Here is a 19,021-nt window from a genome sequence, read left to right on the forward strand (position 1 = left end):
TGCCCGCCATCGGCCTCGAAAGCACATGTCCAACTGCGCTCCGGGACGTCTTTGATCCCGAATATACTCGGACTTCCTACTAATTTCTAGAGGACCTCAGCTAGTGCTCAGGTGGCCCGCCTCAACGGGGCATGTTGCCGTAGGCATCCAGAGCCTCCCGGCGCGAGGCCTTGAGATCCACCACCGGCTCCGGATAGTCCGCCGTGGCCAGCTCCGGGATCCACTGGCCGACGTAGCCGCCGCGGGGGTCGAATTTCGCTGCCTGGGTCTCCGGATTGAAGATCCTGAAGAACGGCGACGCGTCCGCGCCGGAACCGGCTACCCACTGCCAGTTCGCGGGATTGGACGCAGGATCGGCATCCACCAGGGTGTCCCAGAACCATTGCTCGCCCACTTGCCAGTGAATGCCGAGGTTCTTCACCAAGAGGCTGGCGGAAACCATGCGGACCCGGTTGTGCATCCATCCGGTGTGCCACAATTGCCGCTGCCCGGCATCCACCATGGGGAAGCCGGTGCGGCCTTCCTGCCATGCTCGAAGGAGATCTTCAGCTTCCTGGGACTGGTCACCCGCGCCACCCGGCCAGGCCCACGGATAGTGGTCGAATCCGGGCCGCAAATTGGCCGTCGCCAGATCCGGGTGATGGAAGTATTGGTGCCAGCAGAATTCCCGCCACCCGAGTTCCGCGGCGAAAACGGCCACTCCGTCGCCCAGTTCCCGCCGCCGGCGCTGCTGGGCATGCCATACCTCGAACGGGCTGAGTTGCCCCCAGCGCAGGAACGGCGACAACCGGCTACTGCCCGGCAAGTCCGGACGGTCCCGGTTCACCGAATAGTCCGCCAGCCCGCGCTCCACGAAGTCATCGAGAAGTTCGTGCGCCTGCGCCGAACCCGGCTGCCAGCTTTCCGACAATCCGGCAGACCAATCGGGGCTCCGCGGCAACAATCCCCAAGAGTCCAATTCCTCGGACCCGGGAAGCCGGCCGGAGAATCCGCGGCCCGGTTCCGGAGCTTCCAGCGGTTCGCGGAAATCCAAGCCGGACACAGTCCGCCAAAAGGGCGTGAAGACCTTGAAGGGTCCGCCCTGCTTCGTGGTCACGGCCCAGGGTTCATGGAGCAAGGATGCCTGGAAACTCTCGGCATGCATCCCGGACTCGCGCGCCCAGGTCTTGATACCGACGTCGAGCATTCGCTCCGGTTCGCCATAACGGCGGTTCCAGTACAGCGACCCGGCACTCATCGCCGTCGCGGTTTCCCGGACCATCTCCGCCGCCGGTCCGCGGCGCAGTACGAGAGGCACGCCCAAGGTTGCGAGGTCTTCGCGAAGGGTGACCAGGGAATGATGCAGCCACCAGCGGGAGGCACCGCCGAGCGGCCTGATGCCCGGCGATTCCTCGTCCAGGACATAGAGCGCGACGGCGGCTCCATCGTCCACTGCTGCCCGCAGCGCCGGGTTGTCCGTGGTCCGGAGATCGTCCCGGAGCCACACGATTGACGGCTTCACTCATCCCCCTCGGATTTGTGGCAAAGGCCATGCCCCCTAAGACGAATCTTAAGGGGCATGATCTGTACTGAAGTTATTGAGATTTATTTCGGCATCAGGACGGTGTCAACCAGGTACACCGTGGCGTTGGCGGTGTGGACGCCACCGCAGATCACGGCAGAACCTCCGTCAACCTTGAGTGCATCCTTGCTTCCGGTGACGGTCACAGAGTCGCCCTCAACGGTCTTGTGGGTGCCCACGATCTGGTCCGGGGTCAGCTGGCCGGGGATGACGTGGTAGGTCAGGATCTTGCTCAGGGTAGCGTCGTCGGTCTTGAGGCTGTCGATGGTGGCGGCCGGGATCTTGGCGAATGCGCTGTCCACAGGAGCGAACACGGTGAACTGGCTGCCGTTAAGCGTGTCCACCAGGTTGACCTTCGGGTTCAGCTTGCCGGACACGGCGGCCGTGAGGGTCTTGAGCAACGGGTTGTTGGAAGCGGCAACGGCTACGGGGTCGAGAGCCATGCCGGCGACGGAACCTGCACCGCTGGGAACCTGGGAGGCGTAGCCTGCACAGCCCGGGCCGACCAGGTCCTTGGTCGGGTCCATCGCGGCGCTTGCCGAAGCGGAGGGGGTCGCCGCCATGGTGGACGACGAGCTCGGAGCCGCCGATGACGGTGAAGCCGTGGAAGCGGAGCCGCCACAAGCGGTGAGGCCCAACAGGGCGGAAGCGGCGAGACCGGCAATCGCAAAAGACGTGCGCTTTGTAGCAAGCATGACATTTCTCCTTCAAACGGACTGACATTCGGTGCCGGTTGATTCCGGCGTGAAAGCACTTCACCTTTGCGGGGCTAAGTCCTTATGCCAGCTATTCGGAGGTGTGGGCTGCAGGGATGGGTGAGTTTCAAAAATTAATTTGGAAGCGCCTCAACACCCGACCGCGTTGGAAGATCCCGACGCCGGATGGCGGCGTGGGTGCCGACATTGCCGCTCAAAGGTGGTCGGTTCTTGCGGAGCTCATCCGGTGGGCTTCCTCCATCAACAACTTGCCGAGGAATTCCTGGCGTTCAGGACGGAACCGCGGCTCGATGCCGGTAAGGGACAAGGCGCCGACCGGCCTGCCCTGTTGGTCGAAGACGGCGGCCGCCATCCCCCAACTTCCCTCCAGGACCAACCCGGGATTCACCGAGTACCCGGCAAATCGGGTTTGCTCAAGGTTCCGGCGCACCACGCCCTCGCTGTGGCCGGCAGCGAACTCCCCCGCGTGCTGTTCCCACCCGGAGAGGATCACTTGCTGTTCCTCGTCCGTCAGGAAGGCCATGATCGCCGTGCCGGCCGACGCCACGCCAAGCGGGAACCGGACGCCCTCGTGCAACACGAAGGAGCGCACAGGGAAGCTGCCTTCCTCTCGGAGCACGCACACGGTTTCGTGGCCACGACGGATGGAATAGAAGGCGCTTTCGCCGCTCTCCTCGGCCAGACGTCGCAGGCTGGGCCGGGCCAGGTCCTCAAACGGGAACCGGGCCGCCGCAACGGACCCCAGCAGGAAGATCTCAGGCCCCAGGATCCAGTTGCCGGTCCGTTGGTCATGATCCAGCAGGCCTTCAGCCGCGAGCGATGCGAGCAAGCGATGCACCGTCGGGCGCGTCAGTCCGGACTCGCGGACCAGGCCAGCAATGGACATGCCCTCCGGCTTGCGTCCCACGAGCCGGAGGAGCGCGGCTACCCGCCCCACCACCTGGGCGCCCTGCACGGGCTTTGCGTGCGGCTGTTGGGTCGGCACCTCTCCTCCTTCCAAAGATTTCCTCCACAATGTGGACACCTCCAAGAGTACCGTCCACACTGTGCGAGGTCAGCGCGGCTGGCCACACGACGCCATTGACCCTTCCCTCAGGGCCACCATATGCTCCTAAGCCAAACGACTAGTTCAGACTTGCCCGGCGCAGTGTCCACAAAGTGGATATGTGCTGGGTGACCTTACTCAAAGACGAGGACAAAGCCATGGCCAAAATCCATCCCAGCTCAGCCGTTGCACTGCAGGACGTCCTGCGCGACGGCCAGACGATCGCCGTCGGAGGTTTCGGGCTCAGCGGCATCCCCGCGGACCTGATCGACGCCGTCCGCGATTCGGGGGTCAAGGACCTGACAGTGGTCTCCAACAACATGGGCATTGACGGCAAGGGGCTCGGTGTCCTCATCGAAGCGGGCCAGGTCCGCAAGGTCATCGCCTCCTACGTGGGCGAGAACAAGCTCTTCGCCGAGCAGTACCTCTCGGGCCAGCTTGAGGTCGAGTTCGCTCCGCAGGGCACCCTCGCCGAGCGCCTCCGCGCCGGCGGCGCCGGGATTCCGGCCTTCTACACGCGGACCGGCGTCGGAACCTTGGTTGCCGAGGGCAAGCCGCTCGAGGAGTTCGACGGCGCGACGTACGTCCGCGAGCGCGGGATCGTCGCCGACGTCGCACTGGTCCACGCGCACACCGCGGACACGGACGGCAACCTGATCTACCGGTACACGGCCCGGAACTTCAACCCCGTAGTGGCGACGGCGGGCATTGTGACCATTGCCGAGGCCGAAGTGATCGTGCAGCCCGGCGAATTGGATCCCAACCACATCGTGACACCCGGCGTCTACGTCCAGCGGCTGGTCCAGGCGAGCGGCCGGCCCAAGGACATCGAGCAGCGCACCGTGCGGACCCGCACTGAAGCCCTGGCCGTTTAAGCACCCACCAGCGAAGGAGCACCACCATGGCATGGACCCGAGACGAAATGGCCGCCATTGCGGCCGAGGAACTCCACGACGGCGACTACGTCAACCTCGGCATCGGCATTCCCACCCTCGTCGCCAACAACCTGCCCGACGGCGTGCGGGTTGTCCTGCAAAGCGAGAACGGCCTACTCGGCATGGGGCCTTTCCCGTATGAAGGCGAGGAAGACGCCGACCTCATCAACGCCGGCAAGCAGACCGTCACGGTCCTGCCCGGCGGCAGCATCTTCGACTCCGCGACGTCCTTCGGGATGATCCGCGGCGGACATGTCAAGGTTGCCATCCTCGGCGCCATGCAGGTTTCCGGCAACGGCGACCTCGCCAATTGGACCATTCCGGGAAAGATGGTCAAGGGCATGGGCGGTGCCATGGACCTGGTGGCCGGCACTCCGCGCGTCGTGGTCCTCACCGAACACAACGCCAAGGACGGGAGCGCGAAGATCGTCCGCGAATGCACCCTGCCGTTGACCGGCCTGGGGGTGGTGGACCGGATCGTGAGTGACCTCGCGGTGTTTGACCTTGTGCGGAACGACGGCGGCGGGCGGCAGCTCACCCTTACCCGCCTCGCCCCCGGGGTCACCGTGGAGGAACTCCGCGATAAAACGGAGGCCGCGTTCGCCGTCGCATTGGAAACCACCTCCGCTCTCGAAGGAGCAACAGCATGAGCCTGAAAGACCAGTTCGGCAAAGATGTCCTCCTTACCGGCTGGGGACACAGCAAGTTCGGCAAACTCACGGACGAGACGCTGGAGTCCTTGATCGTCCAGGTGTCAGCGGAGGCCATCCGGAACTCCGGACTCGAGCCACGGGACATCGACGAGATCTACCTCGGCCAGTTCAACTCAGGCATGCAGCCCCTGGGCTTCACGTCCTCCCTGGCCCTGCAACTGTCCGAGGACCTGGCGAACGTGCCCGCAACCAGGACCGAGAACGCCTGCGCTTCCGGTTCCGCGGCATTCCAGCAGGGCGTGAAATCCGTGCTTGCCGGGGCGGCCCGCAACGTCCTGGTGATCGGCGCCGAGAAGATGACCGACGCCGGAGCCGACGTTGTCGGAGCAGCCCTTCTGGGCGCGTCCTACGAAATGGCGGGCAAGGCCTCCACCACCGGTTTCACGGGGTTGTTCGCCGAGGTGGCCAAGCACTACGAGAAGCGCTACGGAGCGGGCCTCGCTGGTGCAGGTCTGGGCGACATCCTCGGATCCATCGCCGCCAAGAACCACCACAACGGCATGGACAACCCCTACGCGCAGATGCACCGCGATTTCGGCGAGGAGTTCTGTCGGACGGTTTCAGAGAAGAACCCCATGGTTGCCGAACCGCTGCGCCGCACCGACTGCTCCCCCGTGTCCGACGGCGCCGCCGCCGTCGTGCTCTCCCTGGGCCCGGCGTCGGGCGCTGCTACCGAACCCGTACGGCTGGCGGGCTTCGGACAGGCGAACGACTTCTTCCCGGCAGAGCGCCGCGACCTCACCGAATTCGCCGCCACGCGGGTGTCCTGGGAACGCGCGCTGGGGATGGCCGGCGTCGGTATCGACGGACTGGACTTCGCCGAAGTGCACGATTGCTTCACGATCGCCGAACTGATCATGTACGAGGCCATGGGACTGACCCCACGCGGCGAAGGCTCCCGGGCCGTGCAGGAAGGCTGGGTCTACAAGGACGGCAAGCTGCCCATCAACGTGTCCGGCGGGCTCAAGGCGAAAGGCCACCCCGTGGGCGCTACAGGCGTGTCCCAGCACGTCATCGCAGCCATGCAGCTCACGGGCACCGCCGGCGCCATGCAACTGCCCAACGCGCGCCGCGGGGCCGTGCAGAACATGGGCGGCGTGGGCATCGCGAACTACGTTTCGATTTTGGAGGCAGTCTGAGGAACACCGCTGAAACTCCCCGCTCTTGATGCCCGACGTCGACTGCGGCCTGCGTAGTGGCGCGGGCCGCCGTCGGGGTCCAAGCCCAAAGGTGGGGAGTTCCGGCCGGCCCATTCCCCAGCTACCTCGCCGGGTCTAAACTGACCCTATGTCCGACACCGCAGGACGCAAGTTGTTTCAGCATTCAGGAACGGCGCTCATCTTCCGGGGAGCTTTGGCCCTTCTCTTTGCCTTCCTGGTCGCTTCCCTGCCGGTAGCCACGGTATTTGCCCTTGTCTACGTGTTCGGCGTGTTTGCCATCACCGACGGGCTCACCAACATGGCCCACTATTTCTACGACCCTGCGCGCCACTCCCGCTGGAGCCTGATCGGCGGCTTCATCTCGGTCGCAACGGGCCTCGTGGCCGTTTCCTGGCCGGGTATCACCGCCGCGGCACTGGGCGTCCTGATCGGAGCCTGGGCCCTCCTCCTGGGGATCTCGCAGATCATCCTTGCCCGGGACATCAGGACAACGGTCAGGGGTTGGTGGATCTGGATGCTGACGGCAGTGGTCACCACCTTGTTTGGACTTTTTGTGCTCGTCAATCCAGCAGCCGGATTCCTGGGCGTGGTGGCGCTCCTCGCGACCTACGCCGCGGTCAGTGGCGTTCTGTTGATCGCCTCCGGCATCAGGCTCCGCAGGCGCGCCTCCTCTTCTTCGGTGATGCTCGCCCATTAGCCCCAGCGGTAGCAATCCGCCCCGGGGGGATGCGCCAAGGCCCAAGTTCGGTAAGTTAGTGGCTGTGAAGATAGCTACCTGGAATGTGAATTCGCTCCGCGCACGTGCCGACCGCGTCGAGGCCTGGCTGCAGCGCAGTGACTGCGATGTCCTCGCGATACAGGAAACCAAGTGCAAGGACGACAACTTCCCGTGGGAGCTCTTCGAGCGCATGGGCTACGAGGTTGCCCATTTCGGCCTGAGCCAATGGAACGGCGTGGCGATCGCCTCGCGTGTAGGGCTCGACGACGTCGAACGCACCTTTGTTGACCAGCCCGCCTTCGGAAAGGCGGGCAAGGATCCTGTTCAGGAAGCCCGCGCCATTGCCGCAACGTGTGGAGGGGTACGGGTGTGGAGCCTTTACGTTCCCAACGGTCGTTCGCTCGACGACGAGCACATGCCCTACAAGCTCAAGTGGCTGGACACCCTGAAGGGCCACGCCGCCGCTTGGATCACAGAGAACCCCGAAACCCAGGTGGCGCTCATGGGCGACTGGAACATCGCGCCGCTCGACGATGATGTCTGGGACATCGATTACTTCCGGGCGAACGCGCTCACCCACGTGAGCGAACCCGAGCGTGAGGCCTTCCGGGCGTTCGAAGGGGCCGGTTTCACCGACGTCGCGCGCGCCTACACACCGGGTCCCGGCGTCTACACCTACTGGGACTACACGCAGCTGCGGTTCCCCAAGAAGGAGGGCATGCGTATCGACTTCGTCCTGGCCTCTCCCGCGCTGGCCGCCCGCGTCACCGGGGCGTCGATCGACCGCGAAGAGCGCAAGGGCAAGGGCGCCTCGGACCACGCTCCCGTGATCGTGGAGCTTGCGGACTGAGCAGCAACAATTGACGGAGGAGGCGGGCCCGCGATGAGCGGAAAGCTATACGGGAGTCAGGCTGGGCTGCCTTTCTCTTCAGCGTTGCGCGTCTATGAACCGCTCGAGGCATTCCCGGAAGACCAGCGGCAGCAGCTCGTGGCGAGCGGCACCCGCAGCGGTTCGCGGGCCGCCGTCGAAAATGCCGAGCTGCTCGCTTCCCTCGGCCGGGTCACGCGCAAGGGCGGGGATCCGTTCCCCACCGGCAGCACCGATCTTGTCCGCATCACGCGGATTCCCACCGGAGATCCGAACGACCCCGACGGCGGCCGGCTGCTTTACTGCCCCAGCCAGCTGGTCATCCGGGCAGGATTGGCTGCCAATGCCCTCATGGAAGGTATCCACGGGCCGCTCGCGGACCTGCTCATCCCCGTGGACCAGCGCGATCGGCACCAGGCACGCATCGACCGCATCAACGCCAGCCATGACGCGAAGCGCGTGCACACCCGGGCCTCGACGTGGGGGATCCCCTTCAGCTGGTTCTCGCTCTTCCAGGAATCGGACCGCAAGGATGTGGTGGAATCCGGCGGCCGCATCCTGACGGTGAGGGTCTGGGCCTCGCTGACCGATGCCTTGGACCGGGCACGCTTCGCCGTAGCCAACCTCGCCCTCGCCGCCCCGGACCTGGACATGCTGGACGACCTCACACAGCTCACCGAATGGCTCGAATTGTTCCATGTGCAGTCGATGGTCGAGCTGGATTATGGCGCCGTGGCGGACAAGGTATACCCGGACGAGTCACCCATGGACGTCAGGCTCGGCATCGAATGCCTGGCCGAGGGCGACATGACGGGAGCGGCCGCGGCTTACCGCAGGCTGGCTTCCCGCTGGATCCCCATCAGGCAGTTGGCCCGGGCTTCGTAGCTCCTCAGCTTCGTGGCCGGAACTCTTGGCCTCGTCAGTCCTTGGGGCGGGGCGGACCCGTGGTCTCACGGACGATCAGCCGGTGGGCTGCCTTCATGGAGCGTACGGACCCTGCGGCACCGGCCAACTCGTCCAGCAGCATGCGGGTGCCCAATTGGCCCTGTTCCACGGGGTCCTGGGCCACGGTTGTCAGGCCCATTGCCTCGGCGAATTCATGGTTGTCGATGCCGATGATGGACAATTCTTCCGGTACGCGGACGCCACGGCGCCGCGCCTGCAACATGGCTCCCATGGCCATTTCATCGGAGGCGCAGAAGATCGCCGTCGGTTTTGGCCCCGGCTTGCTCCAGAGTTCGTCGAAGGCTTCCTGGCCACTGCCCACGGTGAAGTTTCCGAAAATGTCCCATTCCGGCGGCATGGAAAAGCCAGCGCTTGTCATGGCATCCGTGAAACCGTCAACGCGCAGTCGTGGGACGGTGAAGTTCAGGTCGGAATCGTCCTGGCCGTGGAGCAGCGCGATCTCGCGGTGGCCGAGATTCAACAGGTGCATGGTGGCTTCCACCGAGGCGGCGTAATCGTCGATCCCGATGCTGGGGCAATCCTCCACCGGACCGCCGACAATGACCAAGGGGATTTCGATCCTCTGGAGATCGGCGATTTCCTCGGGGGTCAGGGACATACAGAGGACCAGGAGTGCATCAATCTGCTTGTAGACCATCGTCTTGCTGAAGAGCCGTTCCCGCGCTCCGCGCTGCCCGCCCAGGTTGAACAGGGAGAGGTTGTAGCCGCGGGCGTGGAGCTCACGGTCTACGCCCTCGATCGCCTTGAAGAAGAACCAACGGTCCACGTAGGGGGCCAGGACACCGATTGTCCTGGTGCGGCCCGTAGCCAGCCCCGAAGCGGACGACGACGCCACGTACCCGAGTTCTCCGGCGACCCGCAGGATCTTTTCCCGGGTCGCAGGAGACACCCTGGGAAGGCCTCGCACCGCGCGGGAAACGGTAGCGGTGGAAACGCCTGCGGCGTGTGCGACGTCCTCAATGCTGGCTCCTGCGTGGCCGCCACGCTGGGAGCGTTCACTCGTTTTTGCCACTTCAGCCCCCTCAGAGATTCCGTGCGGAAGCCGGGGGTTTCCTTCCCAGACGGCAGATAACCAGCGTATTCCCCCTGGTTGTCCTCCGCCGATTCCGCTCTATTTATTTCGGCTCGCTGCTCAACCGATGCGCCTTGACGTCCGCGCGGGGAGCCTCCGGCGAAGCCGAAGCATTCCCCACAGGGCCAGCAACACCGCGAGCAGGCCAAGTGCCCAGCCCAGTGCGGGCTGGGCCGTGAGTTCGGCGGCCACCGTGATGACCAGCAGGACCAAGGCCCAAAAACCGAGAAAGCCAATCACGAGGTCGAAATCTTCAGCCGATTTCACTCGCGTGTTTTGCTCCTTGGCCGGGCCGCCGAGGGACGGCCCGGCCGAATCAGGAGTTTGCGTCATTTGACCGCGCCCGCTGTCAGCCCCGCCACGATCTTGCGCTGGAAGACCAGCACGAGGATCACCAGCGGAATCGTAACAACCGTTCCGGCTGCCATGACGGCGGTGTACGGCTCCTGGTGGGCCTGTGCACCGGCGAAGTAGGCGATAGCCACCGTGACCGTCTTGGTCTGGTCATTCGACAGCTGGCTCGCGATGAGGAACTCGTTCCACGACGCGATGAACGCCAGGATGGCGGTGGTGAACACGGCAGGCGCAGCAAGCGGCATGATCACCTTGCGGAATGCCTGGCCCTGTGTACAGCCATCAATTCGAGCTGATTCTTCCAGCTCCCACGGCATTTCCCGGAAGAAGGACGTCAAGGTGTACACCGTCAACGGAAGCACGAACGAGATGTTCGGGATGATCAGCGCCTGATATGTGCCGTACCAGCCGATGTTGGTGAACAGCTGGAACAGCGGCGTCACCAAGGCCACGCCCGGGAACATCGATGCACCGAGGACGAAGCCGAGGACCAGGAATTTGAAGCGGAATTCGAGCCTGGACAAGGCGTAGGCCGCAAACACGCCGAACAGCAGGGCAACCACGGTGGTTACCCCCGCCACGAAGAGCGAGTTCAGGAGGTTCCGGCCGAAGTGGTTGCCCAGGTTCTCCGAAAAGACCGTGGTGAAGTTGTCCCAGGTGACGTGGGTGAAGAATGGCGTCGAGTCGAAGGTGTATCCAACGTCGCGGAACGCGGTCACGATCATCCAGTAGAACGGAATCAAGCACCAAATGAAGATGAGCGCAGCGCTGAGGTACGTTCGTCCGCTCGCCCAGCGTTCCCGCCGTCGGGCAGCTGTCTTGGGCGCGGTGTCAAAGCTCACGGCGGTCATTTTTCCTGTCCCTTGGTCTTAGGCGTGGCTGAGGCGACAGCGTTGGCTCCCAGGAAACGAACGAAGATGAACGCCACGAGGAAGATGATGAGGAAGGTGATCGTGGACAACGCCGCTGCTGAGTTGAATCCCTGACGGATTTGGTCAACCACCAGGATGGACAACGTCGTCGTGCCATTCGAGCCTTGGGTCATGATGGCCGGCAGGTCATACATGCGCAGTGCGTCAAGGACACGGAACAGGACAGCCACCATGAGCGCCGGCTTCACGAGCGGCAAGGTGATCTGCGTGAAACGCTGCCATGCCGAGGCGCCGTCGACCTTGGCCGCCTCGTACACTTCCGCCGGGATGATCTGCAGGCCAGCCAAAATCAGCAGGGCCATGAACGGCGTGGTCTTCCAGACGTCCGAAATGATGATCGCCCAGCGGGCCGGCCACTCGCTGCCTGTCCACAGGATTGCCGTGCCGAAAAGCTTGTTGGCGATTCCGTCGAAAGCGAAGATGAAGAACCACAGCTTGGCGGTGACGGCTGTCGGGATGGCCCACGGAACCAGGACAGCAGCGCGAAGGGCACTGCGACCGCGGAAAGTCCGGGCCATGATGACGGCCATCCAGAATCCGAGGACAGTCTCCAAGACGACGGTGACGGCGGTGAAGAAGAACGTCGTTCCAACGGCGCTCCAGAACTGGGAGCCAAGGGTGCCGGGCGCACAGGCTGCGGAGCCACATTGCTGGGCCAACCAGTGGACAAAGTTGTCGAAGCCTGCGGCTCCACCCGAGACGAAGACCTTGGTGACCGGGTCAAGGCCCTGGTCCTTCTGGAAGGCCATGATAATCGCGTTGACCACCGGGTAAACGATGACCACGGCGAGCAGTACCAAGGCGGGGGAAATCAACCAGAACGCCCACCGGCCTTGCGATGTGGCCGCCCGGTCCTGTCCTACTTCTTTTTGACCTTTTTTGGGTTTGGGGCTTGGTGTCTCTGGCGCCCGTTTAGGCTGCGCTAGGGTGGACATTTCCCCTCCTTCCGGAAATTGATAGCGTGCCCCTCGGGCGGCCGTTCGCTTGAAGCGCCAGCCGCCCGAGGTTCACTGGAGGTATCGCTATTGGCTGGCCGAGTTGATGGCCGTGTCCATATCGGTCATCGCCTGATCGACGGACTTGTCACCCTTGATCGCAGCGTAGGCATTGTCCTGGATGGCCTTGGTGACTGCAGGGTAGAACGGCGTGACCGGGCGCGGCACGGCATTCGAAATCGAGGTCTTCAGCACCGGAAGGTACGGCAGCTGCTGGACCAGGGTCGGATCGTCGTACAGGGAACCGATGACCGGGGCCAGGGAACCCTGCGTGGCGTAGAACTTCTCGGTCTCTTCACTGGTCATGAAGGTCAGGAAGTCCTTGGCCGTCGCCTTGTGCTGCGAGTAGACGCTGACGGCGAGGTTGTGGCCACCGAGGGATGAGGCGCCGGGGCCGCTCTTGCCCGGAAGCGGAGCCATCCCGAAGGTGTCCTTCACCTTGGAGGAGCCGTCCGTCTTGGCGAGGTTGTAGACGTAAGGCCAGTTGCGCAGGAAGAGGAGCTTGCCGTCTTCGAACGACTGCCGGCCCTGTTCTTCCTGGTAGGTCACGCCCTGCGTGGGGATGTTTCCGTTCTTGTAGGCCGTAACCAGGTTGTTGAGGCCGGCCTTGGCCGCCGCGGAAGTCACGGTCGATTTGCCGTCGTCTCCAACGATCGTGCCGCCGGCCGAGTTGATGGCTTCAGCCGCGTTCACGGTGAGGCCTTCATACTTGGCGAACTGCCCCGCGTAGCAGTCGATGCCATGCGACTTAGCGATGGAGCACATGCTCATCATCTCGTCCCAGGTCTTGGGCGGGGTGGGCACCAAGTCCTTGCGGTAGAAGAGGATGCCGCCGTCCGAAGTCTGCGGTGCCGCGAAGAGCGTGTTGTTGTACGTTGCCGTCTTGACCGTAGCCGGCAGCATCTTGGAGGTATCGATGCTCATCTTGTCCGAGAGCGGCTGCAACCAACCCTTCGCTGCAAACTCGGCGGTCCAGATGACGTCCACGTCAACGACGTCATAGTTGGCGTTCTTGGCCTGGAAGTTCTGGACCAAATCGTCATGCTGCTGGTCCGCCTGGTCGGACTGCTCCTTGAAGGTGACCTTCTGGTCCGGGTGCGCTGCATTCCACTTATCGACGAGCGGGCGCACAACGTTGCTGTTGTCTTTGCCCTGGACGTAGGTGATAGGACCCCGTCCGTCGATGTTTGCTGCGGCATCGCCACCGCTAGAGGCTGTGCTGCCGCCACCGCCGCCACCACAGGCGGACAGGGACATGGCTAGCACGCCGGCAACAGCAGCCGGCAAAAGGTACTTGCGTGTGTTCATGCTGGGAACTCCTCAGTGAGTGGACCAGGTATTTCCGCTGCGCGGTTGATGTGGTGAGCCTCACATTAGTAAGCTTCCGGGTAGTAATGCAAGCGTTTACACAAAAATATGTCTTCGAGAGGAATCCAGTGCCGCACTCCCCGATCCCAACCCCCGGTTCCAGCAATTCCGCGTGGTGGGCAAGCGCCGTGGTGTACCAGATCTATCCTCGCTCTTTCGCCGACGGCAACGGCGACGGGATGGGCGACCTTGCCGGGGTCACCGCAAAACTGCCGTACCTGCAGGAGCTCGGCGTGGATGCCGTATGGCTCTCCCCGTTCTATAAGTCGCCGCAGGCAGATGCCGGATACGACGTAGCGGACTACCGGGCCGTGGATCCGCTCTTCGGCACCTTGGAGGACTTCGACGCCATGCTGGAGAAGGCACACAGCCTCGGCATCAAGGTGATCGTCGACCTCGTCCCCAACCACACCTCGGACGAGCACGCCTGGTTCCGCGAAGCCCTTGCTGCCGCCCCCGGCTCCCCCGAACGCGGGCGTTACATGTTCAACCCGGGCAAAGACTCCAAGCCGGGCTCCGGGGACGGGGCCTTGGCCCCGAACAATTGGAAATCGATCTTCGGCGGCCCCGCGTGGACGCGCCTGACGAACGACGACGGCACTCCGGGCGAGTGGTACCTGCACCTTTTCGACACGAAGCAGCCCGATCTCAACTGGGAGAATCCCGAGGTCCATGAGGAGATGCGTTCGGTGCTGCGCTTCTGGCTGGACCGCGGAGTTGACGGCTTCCGGGTGGATGTTGCCCACGGCCTGGTCAAGGAAACCGGCTTGCCGGACTGGGAAGGCGCTGCCGCCATGGTCGAAGGTGGCTTGTCCGCACCAGGAGCCCACAGCGAAGCCGTCGAACCGCATACCGCCAAGCTGCACATCGCCCCCGCTGCCGACAGCCCCGCCGGGGCCGTCGCGACCGCCGTCGAGCACAAGGTCAAGCCACCGCTGGACCCGCCGTCGCCCTTCTTCGACCAGGACGGCGTTCACGAGATCTACCGCGAATGGAACAGAGTCCTCGCCGAATATGACGGCGACCGCATGCTGGTTGCCGAGGCGTGGGTGGAGCCTGCGGAGCGATTGGCACGGTACGTGCGCAAGGACGAAATGCAGCAGGCCTTCAACTTCGATTTCCTCCTGGCAGGCTGGGATGCGGAGCGCATGGCAGTGGCCATCGAAACTTCGTTGGACGCGGCCGGATCCGTCGAGGCTCCCTCCACCTGGGTCCTGAGCAACCACGACACCGTCCGGCACCCCAGCCGTTTCGGGCTGGCAGATCCCACCACGTTCCCCAAGGGAATCGCGGCGGAGGACGAACAGCCCGACGCCGATCTGGGCCTCGCGCGGGCACGCGCAGCCTCCATGGTGTCCTTCGCCCTGCCGGGCTCGGCCTACCTGTACCAAGGTGAAGAACTCGGCCTTCCGGAGCACACGTCCCTGCCGGCCGAAGCGCGCCAAGACCCATCATTCTTCCGGACGAAGGGCGTGGAACGCGGCCGAGATGGGTGCCGGGTGCCGCTGCCCTGGAAATCCGCCGAGGCCGGCTTCGGGTTCTCGGACGCGGCGTCGGCGGGTACGGGCGACGCCGCTACTGCCGGCAAGGCACCCGCGGCGCCCTGGCTCCCCCAGCCCGAAGAGTTCGGGGAGCTGGCGGCGGACCTGCAGGCCGGCGTCGGCGGCTCCACCTTGGAGCTGTACCGCGCAGTCCTGGCATTCCGCCGCTCTCACAGCCTCGGCTCGGGGACGTTCCAGTGGGCTGAAGCGCACGATCCCGCCAACGGAGTCCTGGCCTTCCACAACCGGGACGTCCTGGTAGTGGTCAATATGGGAACTGCGGCTCTCCCTGTCCCGGCCGGGCTGCGAGTGGAACTCTCCAGCGATGGCGCCTCAGGCGGGACGTCGATTCTCCCGGACAGCGGGGCGTACCTCGTGACGCAGTAGGATCCCTTCCCGACCTTCTTTCACACGGAAAAGGGGCCGACACGCAGCAAGTTGTGCGTGTCGGCCCCGTTCTGTATCCAAAGAGGGTCAGGAACGCGCCGTCATGGCGCGGAGCCTACTTGCCGCCCTTGAAGAATCCGGCGATCTTGGAGCCGAGGCCCTTGGCGTTCCCGGCCACGTCCCCAGCGATTTCCTTGGCGTTTCCTGCAACATCCCCTGCGAGGTCCTTGGCTTTCTCGGCCACGTCGCCCGAGAGGAATTCCTTGACGTGCTCCGCGGCGTCGCCGGCGAATTCCTTTGCGTTCCCGACCGCCTCACCGGCAAAAACCTTGACGTGCTCCGCGGCATCTCCCGCGACGTGCTTGGCCTGCTCAGCTGCGGCTTCGGCGCTCTGCTTGATGTTGTTGACTTCTTCGCTCATGGTTATCTCCTTGTTCCTGGTCCAAAGTGCTTTTGGTCCATCGGCTTGACTCGGACCCAAGGTCCGGTGCCGGCCGGGCAAGCCCAACCAAAGGGAAGAGTTCCCCCTACCCTTCAAACTATGGCCCAACGCGCACCCCTGCAACGCAAAACGCCTGGGAAAGCACATAGCCATCCGATTAACAACGGCTGCGGGTCGGCTCAGCGAACGCGCTCGGCCTTGCTGAACCTGGTGCGCGCACCGGCCCCGATATGAATCAACACGGGTGTCTTCCGCCCGACTACCAGGTCCAGTGCCTCCACCAGGCGGGAGACGTCTGCGGCCAGCAGGTGCGGGGAAACGCCTTGACGGGGCTGGACCCGGACACGGAGCCCGGGGCGACCGTTGACCTCGTACGTTGCCACCGTTACGCCGGCGAGGTCCGCGCGTTCCGCGAGGGCCGCCTTGAGCGCCTGCTCGGCAAGGTTGCCTCCGATATTGACGTCGCCAGGGGTCCGGGCGTCGTCGTATTCCGACACGATGAGGTTGGCGCGGCCTTTGCCCTGCTGCGATACCCAGGACACCATGAGCACGATCAGCACAACAAGCACCGCAGCTGCCGCAATCCAGAGCCAGCTTTCCTCCCGTCCTGGAATACGGGTCTGCTCGGAGAGGTACTTGGCGTGTTCCCAGAGCCCGGTGGACCAGCCCTGCCACCAACTTCCGACGGCGGGAACCGTGGCGAGCAGCATCAGGAGAATGCCAATGGCCAGCAGATTCAGGCCAAGGATGCCGATCAGGATGCGGTTGAGGACGTGCGGAGTGCCGTTCATGCCCCGATCACCCCGGACGTCGCGACGTTGACACGGACTGAAGGCATAGGCGACGGTGCCATCCTTTGAAGTTCATCCTCCACGGCCGCAAGTATCCGTTCCTCGCGCAAGGGCACGCCCGAGGTGGGCCTGACGTTGACCACAACCAACCGCTGCGAAACCACCACCATGACTTGCTCCTGGGTGACGTTCGCTGCGGTCCGGGCAACCCGCGCCAGCGCCGAAGCGATGACCTCGTCGTCCACCACTACTCCGGCCCGGGGATCCTGAAGCAAATGACGGGACTTCCGGCCGGGAAGGACCGCGTTCAAGAAGAAGATCAACCCAACCATGGCCACGACGCCGCCCAGCGCACCGAGCAGCAAGGGCGAAGTACCTCCGGGCAGGGCCGTGAGCCGTTCAGCGGCCGTTTGCGGATCGATGAGCCACGGCGGCTGGCCGATGGCGCGCAAGGCGGATTCGAGGAGGGCATAGACACAGGCCGCAATCACAAGGGTCGCCGCCAGTCCCGCCATTCCGGCGCGGGAGGAGCGGGTCTCGCGCTTGAGGATGCGCTGGAGTCCGACGTCGGTCCGGTCGCCGACGTCGGAGGTCCCGGGTGCCGGGACGCCGGGGGTATCGCCGTCGGCCGTATCCGCTGCGTGCAAAGTGTCCGGGTGGCCGCGGTCGGGGTGGCTGCGCCGGGCGTGCGGGGTCTGGGCGTGGCTCATTGGACGCGGGCTCCTTCGCTGACGCGTGCGCCGCTGATCCGGATGTCCACGCGGCTCAGGGTGGAACCGCTCAGCTGGGTGACACGCTCAAGGATGGCGGTCTTGGCAGCGACGGCCCGCTCCCAAACCGTGCCGCCGTATCCTTCGACACGCAGCGGGTCCCTGAGGACTTCGGTCAGCGAGGGCACACGGATCGGGGCGGCTATCGAGAGTGCCAGGAGGCCGTCGTCGTCCGACCACTCGGCGCGAACATCCTGCGCCGAGACGCCGAGCGCCTCGGCAGCGGCCGCCTGGGCCAAAGTGGTGAGGGCCTGGGTGCTGATTCGGTTGTGTCCGGCCAGGGAGACGGCAGGCTGCACAGCCTCAGCCGTGGAACTCATGACGACGAGCGGCGGCCGGTGAGGGCATCCAGCACGCTGCGCAGGTCAAGCTTTCCGTCCGCGGCGCGGCCCAGGAGTGCGCCGATGCCCATGAAGAGAAGGGCAATGATGAAACCCCACAGCCCGAATTGGAAGGCCATGAACGCCACGAAGGCGCCGATCCCGATCCCGACAACAGTCATGCTCACTGGAGTGGCTCCCTTTCCGATAATGCGCCTTTTGTTCCGGCTTTGACGGGCGGGGCAACGTAGACGTCGTTGATCTCAACGTTGACCTCAATGACTTCCAACCCAACCAACGATTCGACCGCACGGTAGACGGCCGCGCGGACCTGGTTGGCGACATCATGCAAAGGGTATCCATAGACGGCCACAAGATTGAGGTCCACGGCCACTTGGGTCTCTCCGACCTCGGCGCGGACACCTGCGGCATGGTCCTGGCTGCCGACGGCATCGCGGATGGCTCCGAGGGCGCGCGATGGAGCCGATCCGAGGGAATAGACGCCCGGAACGGCCCTGGCTGCAATGCCGGCAACCTTGGCGACGGCGGAATCCGAGATCACTGTGCGGCCACTTCCTGCCACCGTTTGCCGGTCCTCGGATACCGGAGCCCCAACGGCTTCCGGTTCAGGCGCGGTGTAGCTTTCCTGCTGGTCCATGTAGCCCTCCCCTTCTCTTGAGTACCACACTAGCGCGTGGCTAAGAGAAGGCGGAGACAAGCGGCCCTTGCCGTGAAATTCTGCTGGACCACCCCGGGAAATGTCCGGCTTTTGCGCACAAAGTCAATAACCAGGGCTTTTCCGCTGCAGGTTTTAAAAGAAGAAAAGCGCCAGCTCCGAAGAACTGACGCTTCCCAGTGGTGGCTCCGACCGGCGTCGATCCGGTGACCTTTCGATTTTCAGTCGAACGCTCTACCAACTGAGCTACAGAGCCTTAGGTGACAATGTCACCATGACTGCCGGAACTTCTTCCGGCAATCAGAGCGACCCTGACGGGACTTGAACCCGCGACCTCCGCCGTGACAGGGCGGCGCGCTAACCAACTGCGCTACAGGGCCTTGCTTGCAGTATCTCTACCGCGGTTGCGGCATCTCCACCGCTTTTTTCAAGGCTTCCAGCTTACCAGACTTTTCAGCCTGACTTGACCAGTTCCTTGCGTACCCCCAACGGGATTCGAACCCGTGCCGCCGCCGTGAAAGGGCGGTGTCCTAGGCCGCTAGACGATGGGGGCCTGGAACAATCCGAATTCGCGACGGCCGACAACGCAATGCGATTTCCCGCCTGCATACCGCTTCTCGCTCGTCCGAACTGGACTCTAAAACTTTAGAGCATAGTCGGGGATATTCCCAAATCGCCTTCCGCGAAGCGA

The 19,021-nt window shown here is 64.1% G+C and carries 21 protein-coding genes and 3 tRNA genes; 7 read left to right on the forward strand and 17 right to left on the reverse strand.

Annotated features, from left to right (window positions below):
• Positions 1 to 121: 121 nt before the first annotated feature.
• The 3 genes from BMF89_RS09235 to BMF89_RS09245 all read right to left on the reverse strand — a co-directional run bounded on the left by BMF89_RS09235 (position 122) and on the right by BMF89_RS09245 (position 3,262).
• Positions 122 to 1,501, reverse strand: coding sequence for a deoxyribodipyrimidine photo-lyase (locus tag BMF89_RS09235; protein WP_078106797.1), 1,380 nt, complete (start codon positions 1,499 to 1,501; stop codon positions 122 to 124).
• 83 nt (positions 1,502 to 1,584) lie between these two features.
• A complete protein-coding gene (locus BMF89_RS09240; RefSeq protein ID WP_078106798.1) occupies positions 1,585 to 2,256 on the reverse strand; it encodes a fasciclin domain-containing protein in 672 nt (223 codons plus the stop codon).
• Between the two features lie 214 nt (positions 2,257 to 2,470).
• Positions 2,471 to 3,262 (reverse strand): IclR family transcriptional regulator, encoded by a 792-nt coding sequence (locus BMF89_RS09245; protein ID WP_253190773.1) that lies wholly within the window; start codon positions 3,260 to 3,262, stop codon positions 2,471 to 2,473.
• Positions 3,263 to 3,480: 218 nt separating this feature from the next.
• On the opposite strand from BMF89_RS09245, the gene BMF89_RS09250 reads away from it, so the two are divergent.
• From BMF89_RS09250 to BMF89_RS09275, 6 genes are all read left to right on the forward strand, one after another.
• The gene (locus BMF89_RS09250) at positions 3,481 to 4,197 is read left to right on the forward strand and encodes a CoA transferase subunit A (protein WP_078106799.1); all 717 of its coding nucleotides are present in this window, start codon (positions 3,481 to 3,483) and stop codon (positions 4,195 to 4,197) included.
• A gap of 26 nt (positions 4,198 to 4,223) precedes the next feature.
• Positions 4,224 to 4,907: a CoA transferase subunit B gene (locus BMF89_RS09255; protein ID WP_078106800.1), complete on the forward strand. Its 684-nt coding sequence runs from the start codon at positions 4,224 to 4,226 to the stop codon at positions 4,905 to 4,907.
• Positions 4,904 to 6,109: an acetyl-CoA acetyltransferase gene (locus BMF89_RS09260; protein WP_078106801.1), complete on the forward strand. Its 1,206-nt coding sequence runs from the start codon at positions 4,904 to 4,906 to the stop codon at positions 6,107 to 6,109. Before BMF89_RS09255 ends, BMF89_RS09260 begins: the two co-directional genes overlap by 4 nt.
• A gap of 148 nt (positions 6,110 to 6,257) precedes the next feature.
• Positions 6,258 to 6,827 carry a DUF308 domain-containing protein gene (locus BMF89_RS09265; RefSeq protein WP_078106802.1) on the forward strand — a complete coding sequence of 190 codons (570 nt, stop codon included), beginning with the start codon at positions 6,258 to 6,260 and terminating at the stop codon, positions 6,825 to 6,827.
• Positions 6,828 to 6,891: 64 nt separating this feature from the next.
• A complete protein-coding gene (locus tag BMF89_RS09270; protein ID WP_078106803.1) occupies positions 6,892 to 7,698 on the forward strand; it encodes an exodeoxyribonuclease III in 807 nt (268 codons plus the stop codon).
• A 33-nt stretch (positions 7,699 to 7,731) separates the two neighbouring features.
• Positions 7,732 to 8,601 (forward strand): hypothetical protein, encoded by an 870-nt coding sequence (locus BMF89_RS09275; protein ID WP_078106804.1) that lies wholly within the window; start codon positions 7,732 to 7,734, stop codon positions 8,599 to 8,601.
• A 34-nt stretch (positions 8,602 to 8,635) separates the two neighbouring features.
• Here the strand turns inward: BMF89_RS09275 and BMF89_RS09280 are convergent, their stop codons facing one another.
• From BMF89_RS09280 to BMF89_RS09300, 5 genes are all read right to left on the reverse strand, one after another.
• Positions 8,636 to 9,694 carry a LacI family DNA-binding transcriptional regulator gene (locus BMF89_RS09280; protein ID WP_078106805.1) on the reverse strand — a complete coding sequence of 353 codons (1,059 nt, stop codon included), beginning with the start codon at positions 9,692 to 9,694 and terminating at the stop codon, positions 8,636 to 8,638.
• A gap of 120 nt (positions 9,695 to 9,814) precedes the next feature.
• Positions 9,815 to 10,087: a hypothetical protein gene (locus BMF89_RS09285; protein WP_241707324.1), complete on the reverse strand. Its 273-nt coding sequence runs from the start codon at positions 10,085 to 10,087 to the stop codon at positions 9,815 to 9,817.
• Positions 10,084 to 10,959 (reverse strand): carbohydrate ABC transporter permease, encoded by an 876-nt coding sequence (locus tag BMF89_RS09290; RefSeq protein ID WP_078106806.1) that lies wholly within the window; start codon positions 10,957 to 10,959, stop codon positions 10,084 to 10,086. Before BMF89_RS09290 ends, BMF89_RS09285 begins: the two co-directional genes overlap by 4 nt.
• Entirely contained in the window at positions 10,956 to 11,975 is a 1,020-nt protein-coding gene (locus tag BMF89_RS09295; protein WP_078106807.1) for a sugar ABC transporter permease, read from the reverse strand. The genes BMF89_RS09290 and BMF89_RS09295 overlap by 4 nt, the downstream gene beginning before the upstream one ends.
• Before the next feature lie 87 nt (positions 11,976 to 12,062).
• The gene (locus tag BMF89_RS09300) at positions 12,063 to 13,343 is read right to left on the reverse strand and encodes an ABC transporter substrate-binding protein (RefSeq protein WP_078106808.1); all 1,281 of its coding nucleotides are present in this window, start codon (positions 13,341 to 13,343) and stop codon (positions 12,063 to 12,065) included.
• Positions 13,344 to 13,582: 239 nt separating this feature from the next.
• Here BMF89_RS09300 and BMF89_RS09305 point away from each other — a divergent pair, with 239 nt between their 5' ends.
• Positions 13,583 to 15,331, forward strand: a complete 1,749-nt coding sequence (locus BMF89_RS09305) for a glycoside hydrolase family 13 protein (RefSeq protein WP_139359616.1) — start codon at positions 13,583 to 13,585, stop codon at positions 15,329 to 15,331.
• A 115-nt stretch (positions 15,332 to 15,446) separates the two neighbouring features.
• Here BMF89_RS09305 and BMF89_RS09310 read toward each other — a convergent pair whose 3' ends face one another.
• The 9 genes from BMF89_RS09310 to BMF89_RS09350 form a co-directional block, all read right to left on the reverse strand.
• Entirely contained in the window at positions 15,447 to 15,752 is a 306-nt protein-coding gene (locus tag BMF89_RS09310) for a hypothetical protein (RefSeq protein WP_078106810.1), read from the reverse strand.
• A gap of 200 nt (positions 15,753 to 15,952) precedes the next feature.
• Positions 15,953 to 16,564, reverse strand: coding sequence for a hypothetical protein (locus tag BMF89_RS09315; RefSeq protein ID WP_078106811.1), 612 nt, complete (start codon positions 16,562 to 16,564; stop codon positions 15,953 to 15,955).
• On the reverse strand, positions 16,561 to 17,274 hold the full coding sequence (locus BMF89_RS09320) for a hypothetical protein (protein ID WP_078106812.1): 714 nt from the start codon (positions 17,272 to 17,274) through the stop codon (positions 16,561 to 16,563). The genes BMF89_RS09315 and BMF89_RS09320 overlap by 4 nt, the downstream gene beginning before the upstream one ends.
• Positions 17,271 to 17,654, reverse strand: a complete 384-nt coding sequence (locus BMF89_RS09325; RefSeq protein ID WP_078106813.1) for a hypothetical protein — start codon at positions 17,652 to 17,654, stop codon at positions 17,271 to 17,273. The genes BMF89_RS09320 and BMF89_RS09325 overlap by 4 nt, the downstream gene beginning before the upstream one ends.
• On the reverse strand, positions 17,651 to 17,842 hold the full coding sequence (locus BMF89_RS09330) for a hypothetical protein (protein ID WP_078106814.1): 192 nt from the start codon (positions 17,840 to 17,842) through the stop codon (positions 17,651 to 17,653). Before BMF89_RS09330 ends, BMF89_RS09325 begins: the two co-directional genes overlap by 4 nt.
• Positions 17,839 to 18,312, reverse strand: coding sequence for an Asp23/Gls24 family envelope stress response protein (locus tag BMF89_RS09335; RefSeq protein WP_078106815.1), 474 nt, complete (start codon positions 18,310 to 18,312; stop codon positions 17,839 to 17,841). Before BMF89_RS09335 ends, BMF89_RS09330 begins: the two co-directional genes overlap by 4 nt.
• Positions 18,313 to 18,510: 198 nt before the next feature.
• Positions 18,511 to 18,586 (reverse strand) — tRNA-Phe (locus BMF89_RS09340).
• A 50-nt stretch (positions 18,587 to 18,636) separates the two neighbouring features.
• Positions 18,637 to 18,710: transfer RNA gene (locus BMF89_RS09345), tRNA-Asp, on the reverse strand.
• A 100-nt stretch (positions 18,711 to 18,810) separates the two neighbouring features.
• Positions 18,811 to 18,883: transfer RNA gene (locus BMF89_RS09350), tRNA-Glu, on the reverse strand.
• Positions 18,884 to 19,021: the final 138 nt, after the last annotated feature.

It is taken from the genome of Arthrobacter sp. SRS-W-1-2016, assembly GCF_002009585.1.
Classification (GTDB): Bacteria; Actinomycetota; Actinomycetes; order Actinomycetales; family Micrococcaceae; genus Arthrobacter; species Arthrobacter bambusae_A.

What these genes read in the sequence shown, in the direction of transcription:
- BMF89_RS09250 (WP_078106799.1), top strand. Translation starts at nt 3,481, where the DNA reads ATGGCCAAAATCCATCCCAGCTCAGCCGTTGCACTGCAGGACGTCCTG.
- BMF89_RS09320 (WP_078106812.1), bottom strand. Translation starts at nt 17,274, where the DNA reads ATGAGCCACGCCCAGACCCCGCACGCCCGGCGCAGCCACCCCGACCGC.
- BMF89_RS09315 (WP_078106811.1), bottom strand. Translation starts at nt 16,564, where the DNA reads ATGAACGGCACTCCGCACGTCCTCAACCGCATCCTGATCGGCATCCTT.
- BMF89_RS09305 (WP_139359616.1), top strand. Translation starts at nt 13,583, where the DNA reads ATGGGCGACCTTGCCGGGGTCACCGCAAAACTGCCGTACCTGCAGGAG.
- BMF89_RS09255 (WP_078106800.1), top strand. Translation starts at nt 4,224, where the DNA reads ATGGCATGGACCCGAGACGAAATGGCCGCCATTGCGGCCGAGGAACTC.
- BMF89_RS09285 (WP_241707324.1), bottom strand. Translation starts at nt 10,087, where the DNA reads ATGACGCAAACTCCTGATTCGGCCGGGCCGTCCCTCGGCGGCCCGGCC.
- BMF89_RS09265 (WP_078106802.1), top strand. Translation starts at nt 6,258, where the DNA reads ATGTCCGACACCGCAGGACGCAAGTTGTTTCAGCATTCAGGAACGGCG.
- BMF89_RS09295 (WP_078106807.1), bottom strand. Translation starts at nt 11,975, where the DNA reads ATGTCCACCCTAGCGCAGCCTAAACGGGCGCCAGAGACACCAAGCCCC.
- BMF89_RS09310 (WP_078106810.1), bottom strand. Translation starts at nt 15,752, where the DNA reads ATGAGCGAAGAAGTCAACAACATCAAGCAGAGCGCCGAAGCCGCAGCT.
- BMF89_RS09260 (WP_078106801.1), top strand. Translation starts at nt 4,904, where the DNA reads ATGAGCCTGAAAGACCAGTTCGGCAAAGATGTCCTCCTTACCGGCTGG.
- BMF89_RS09240 (WP_078106798.1), bottom strand. Translation starts at nt 2,256, where the DNA reads ATGCTTGCTACAAAGCGCACGTCTTTTGCGATTGCCGGTCTCGCCGCT.
- BMF89_RS09290 (WP_078106806.1), bottom strand. Translation starts at nt 10,959, where the DNA reads ATGACCGCCGTGAGCTTTGACACCGCGCCCAAGACAGCTGCCCGACGG.
- BMF89_RS09300 (WP_078106808.1), bottom strand. Translation starts at nt 13,343, where the DNA reads ATGAACACACGCAAGTACCTTTTGCCGGCTGCTGTTGCCGGCGTGCTA.
- BMF89_RS09275 (WP_078106804.1), top strand. Translation starts at nt 7,732, where the DNA reads ATGAGCGGAAAGCTATACGGGAGTCAGGCTGGGCTGCCTTTCTCTTCA.
- BMF89_RS09335 (WP_078106815.1), bottom strand. Translation starts at nt 18,312, where the DNA reads ATGGACCAGCAGGAAAGCTACACCGCGCCTGAACCGGAAGCCGTTGGG.
- BMF89_RS09325 (WP_078106813.1), bottom strand. Translation starts at nt 17,654, where the DNA reads ATGAGTTCCACGGCTGAGGCTGTGCAGCCTGCCGTCTCCCTGGCCGGA.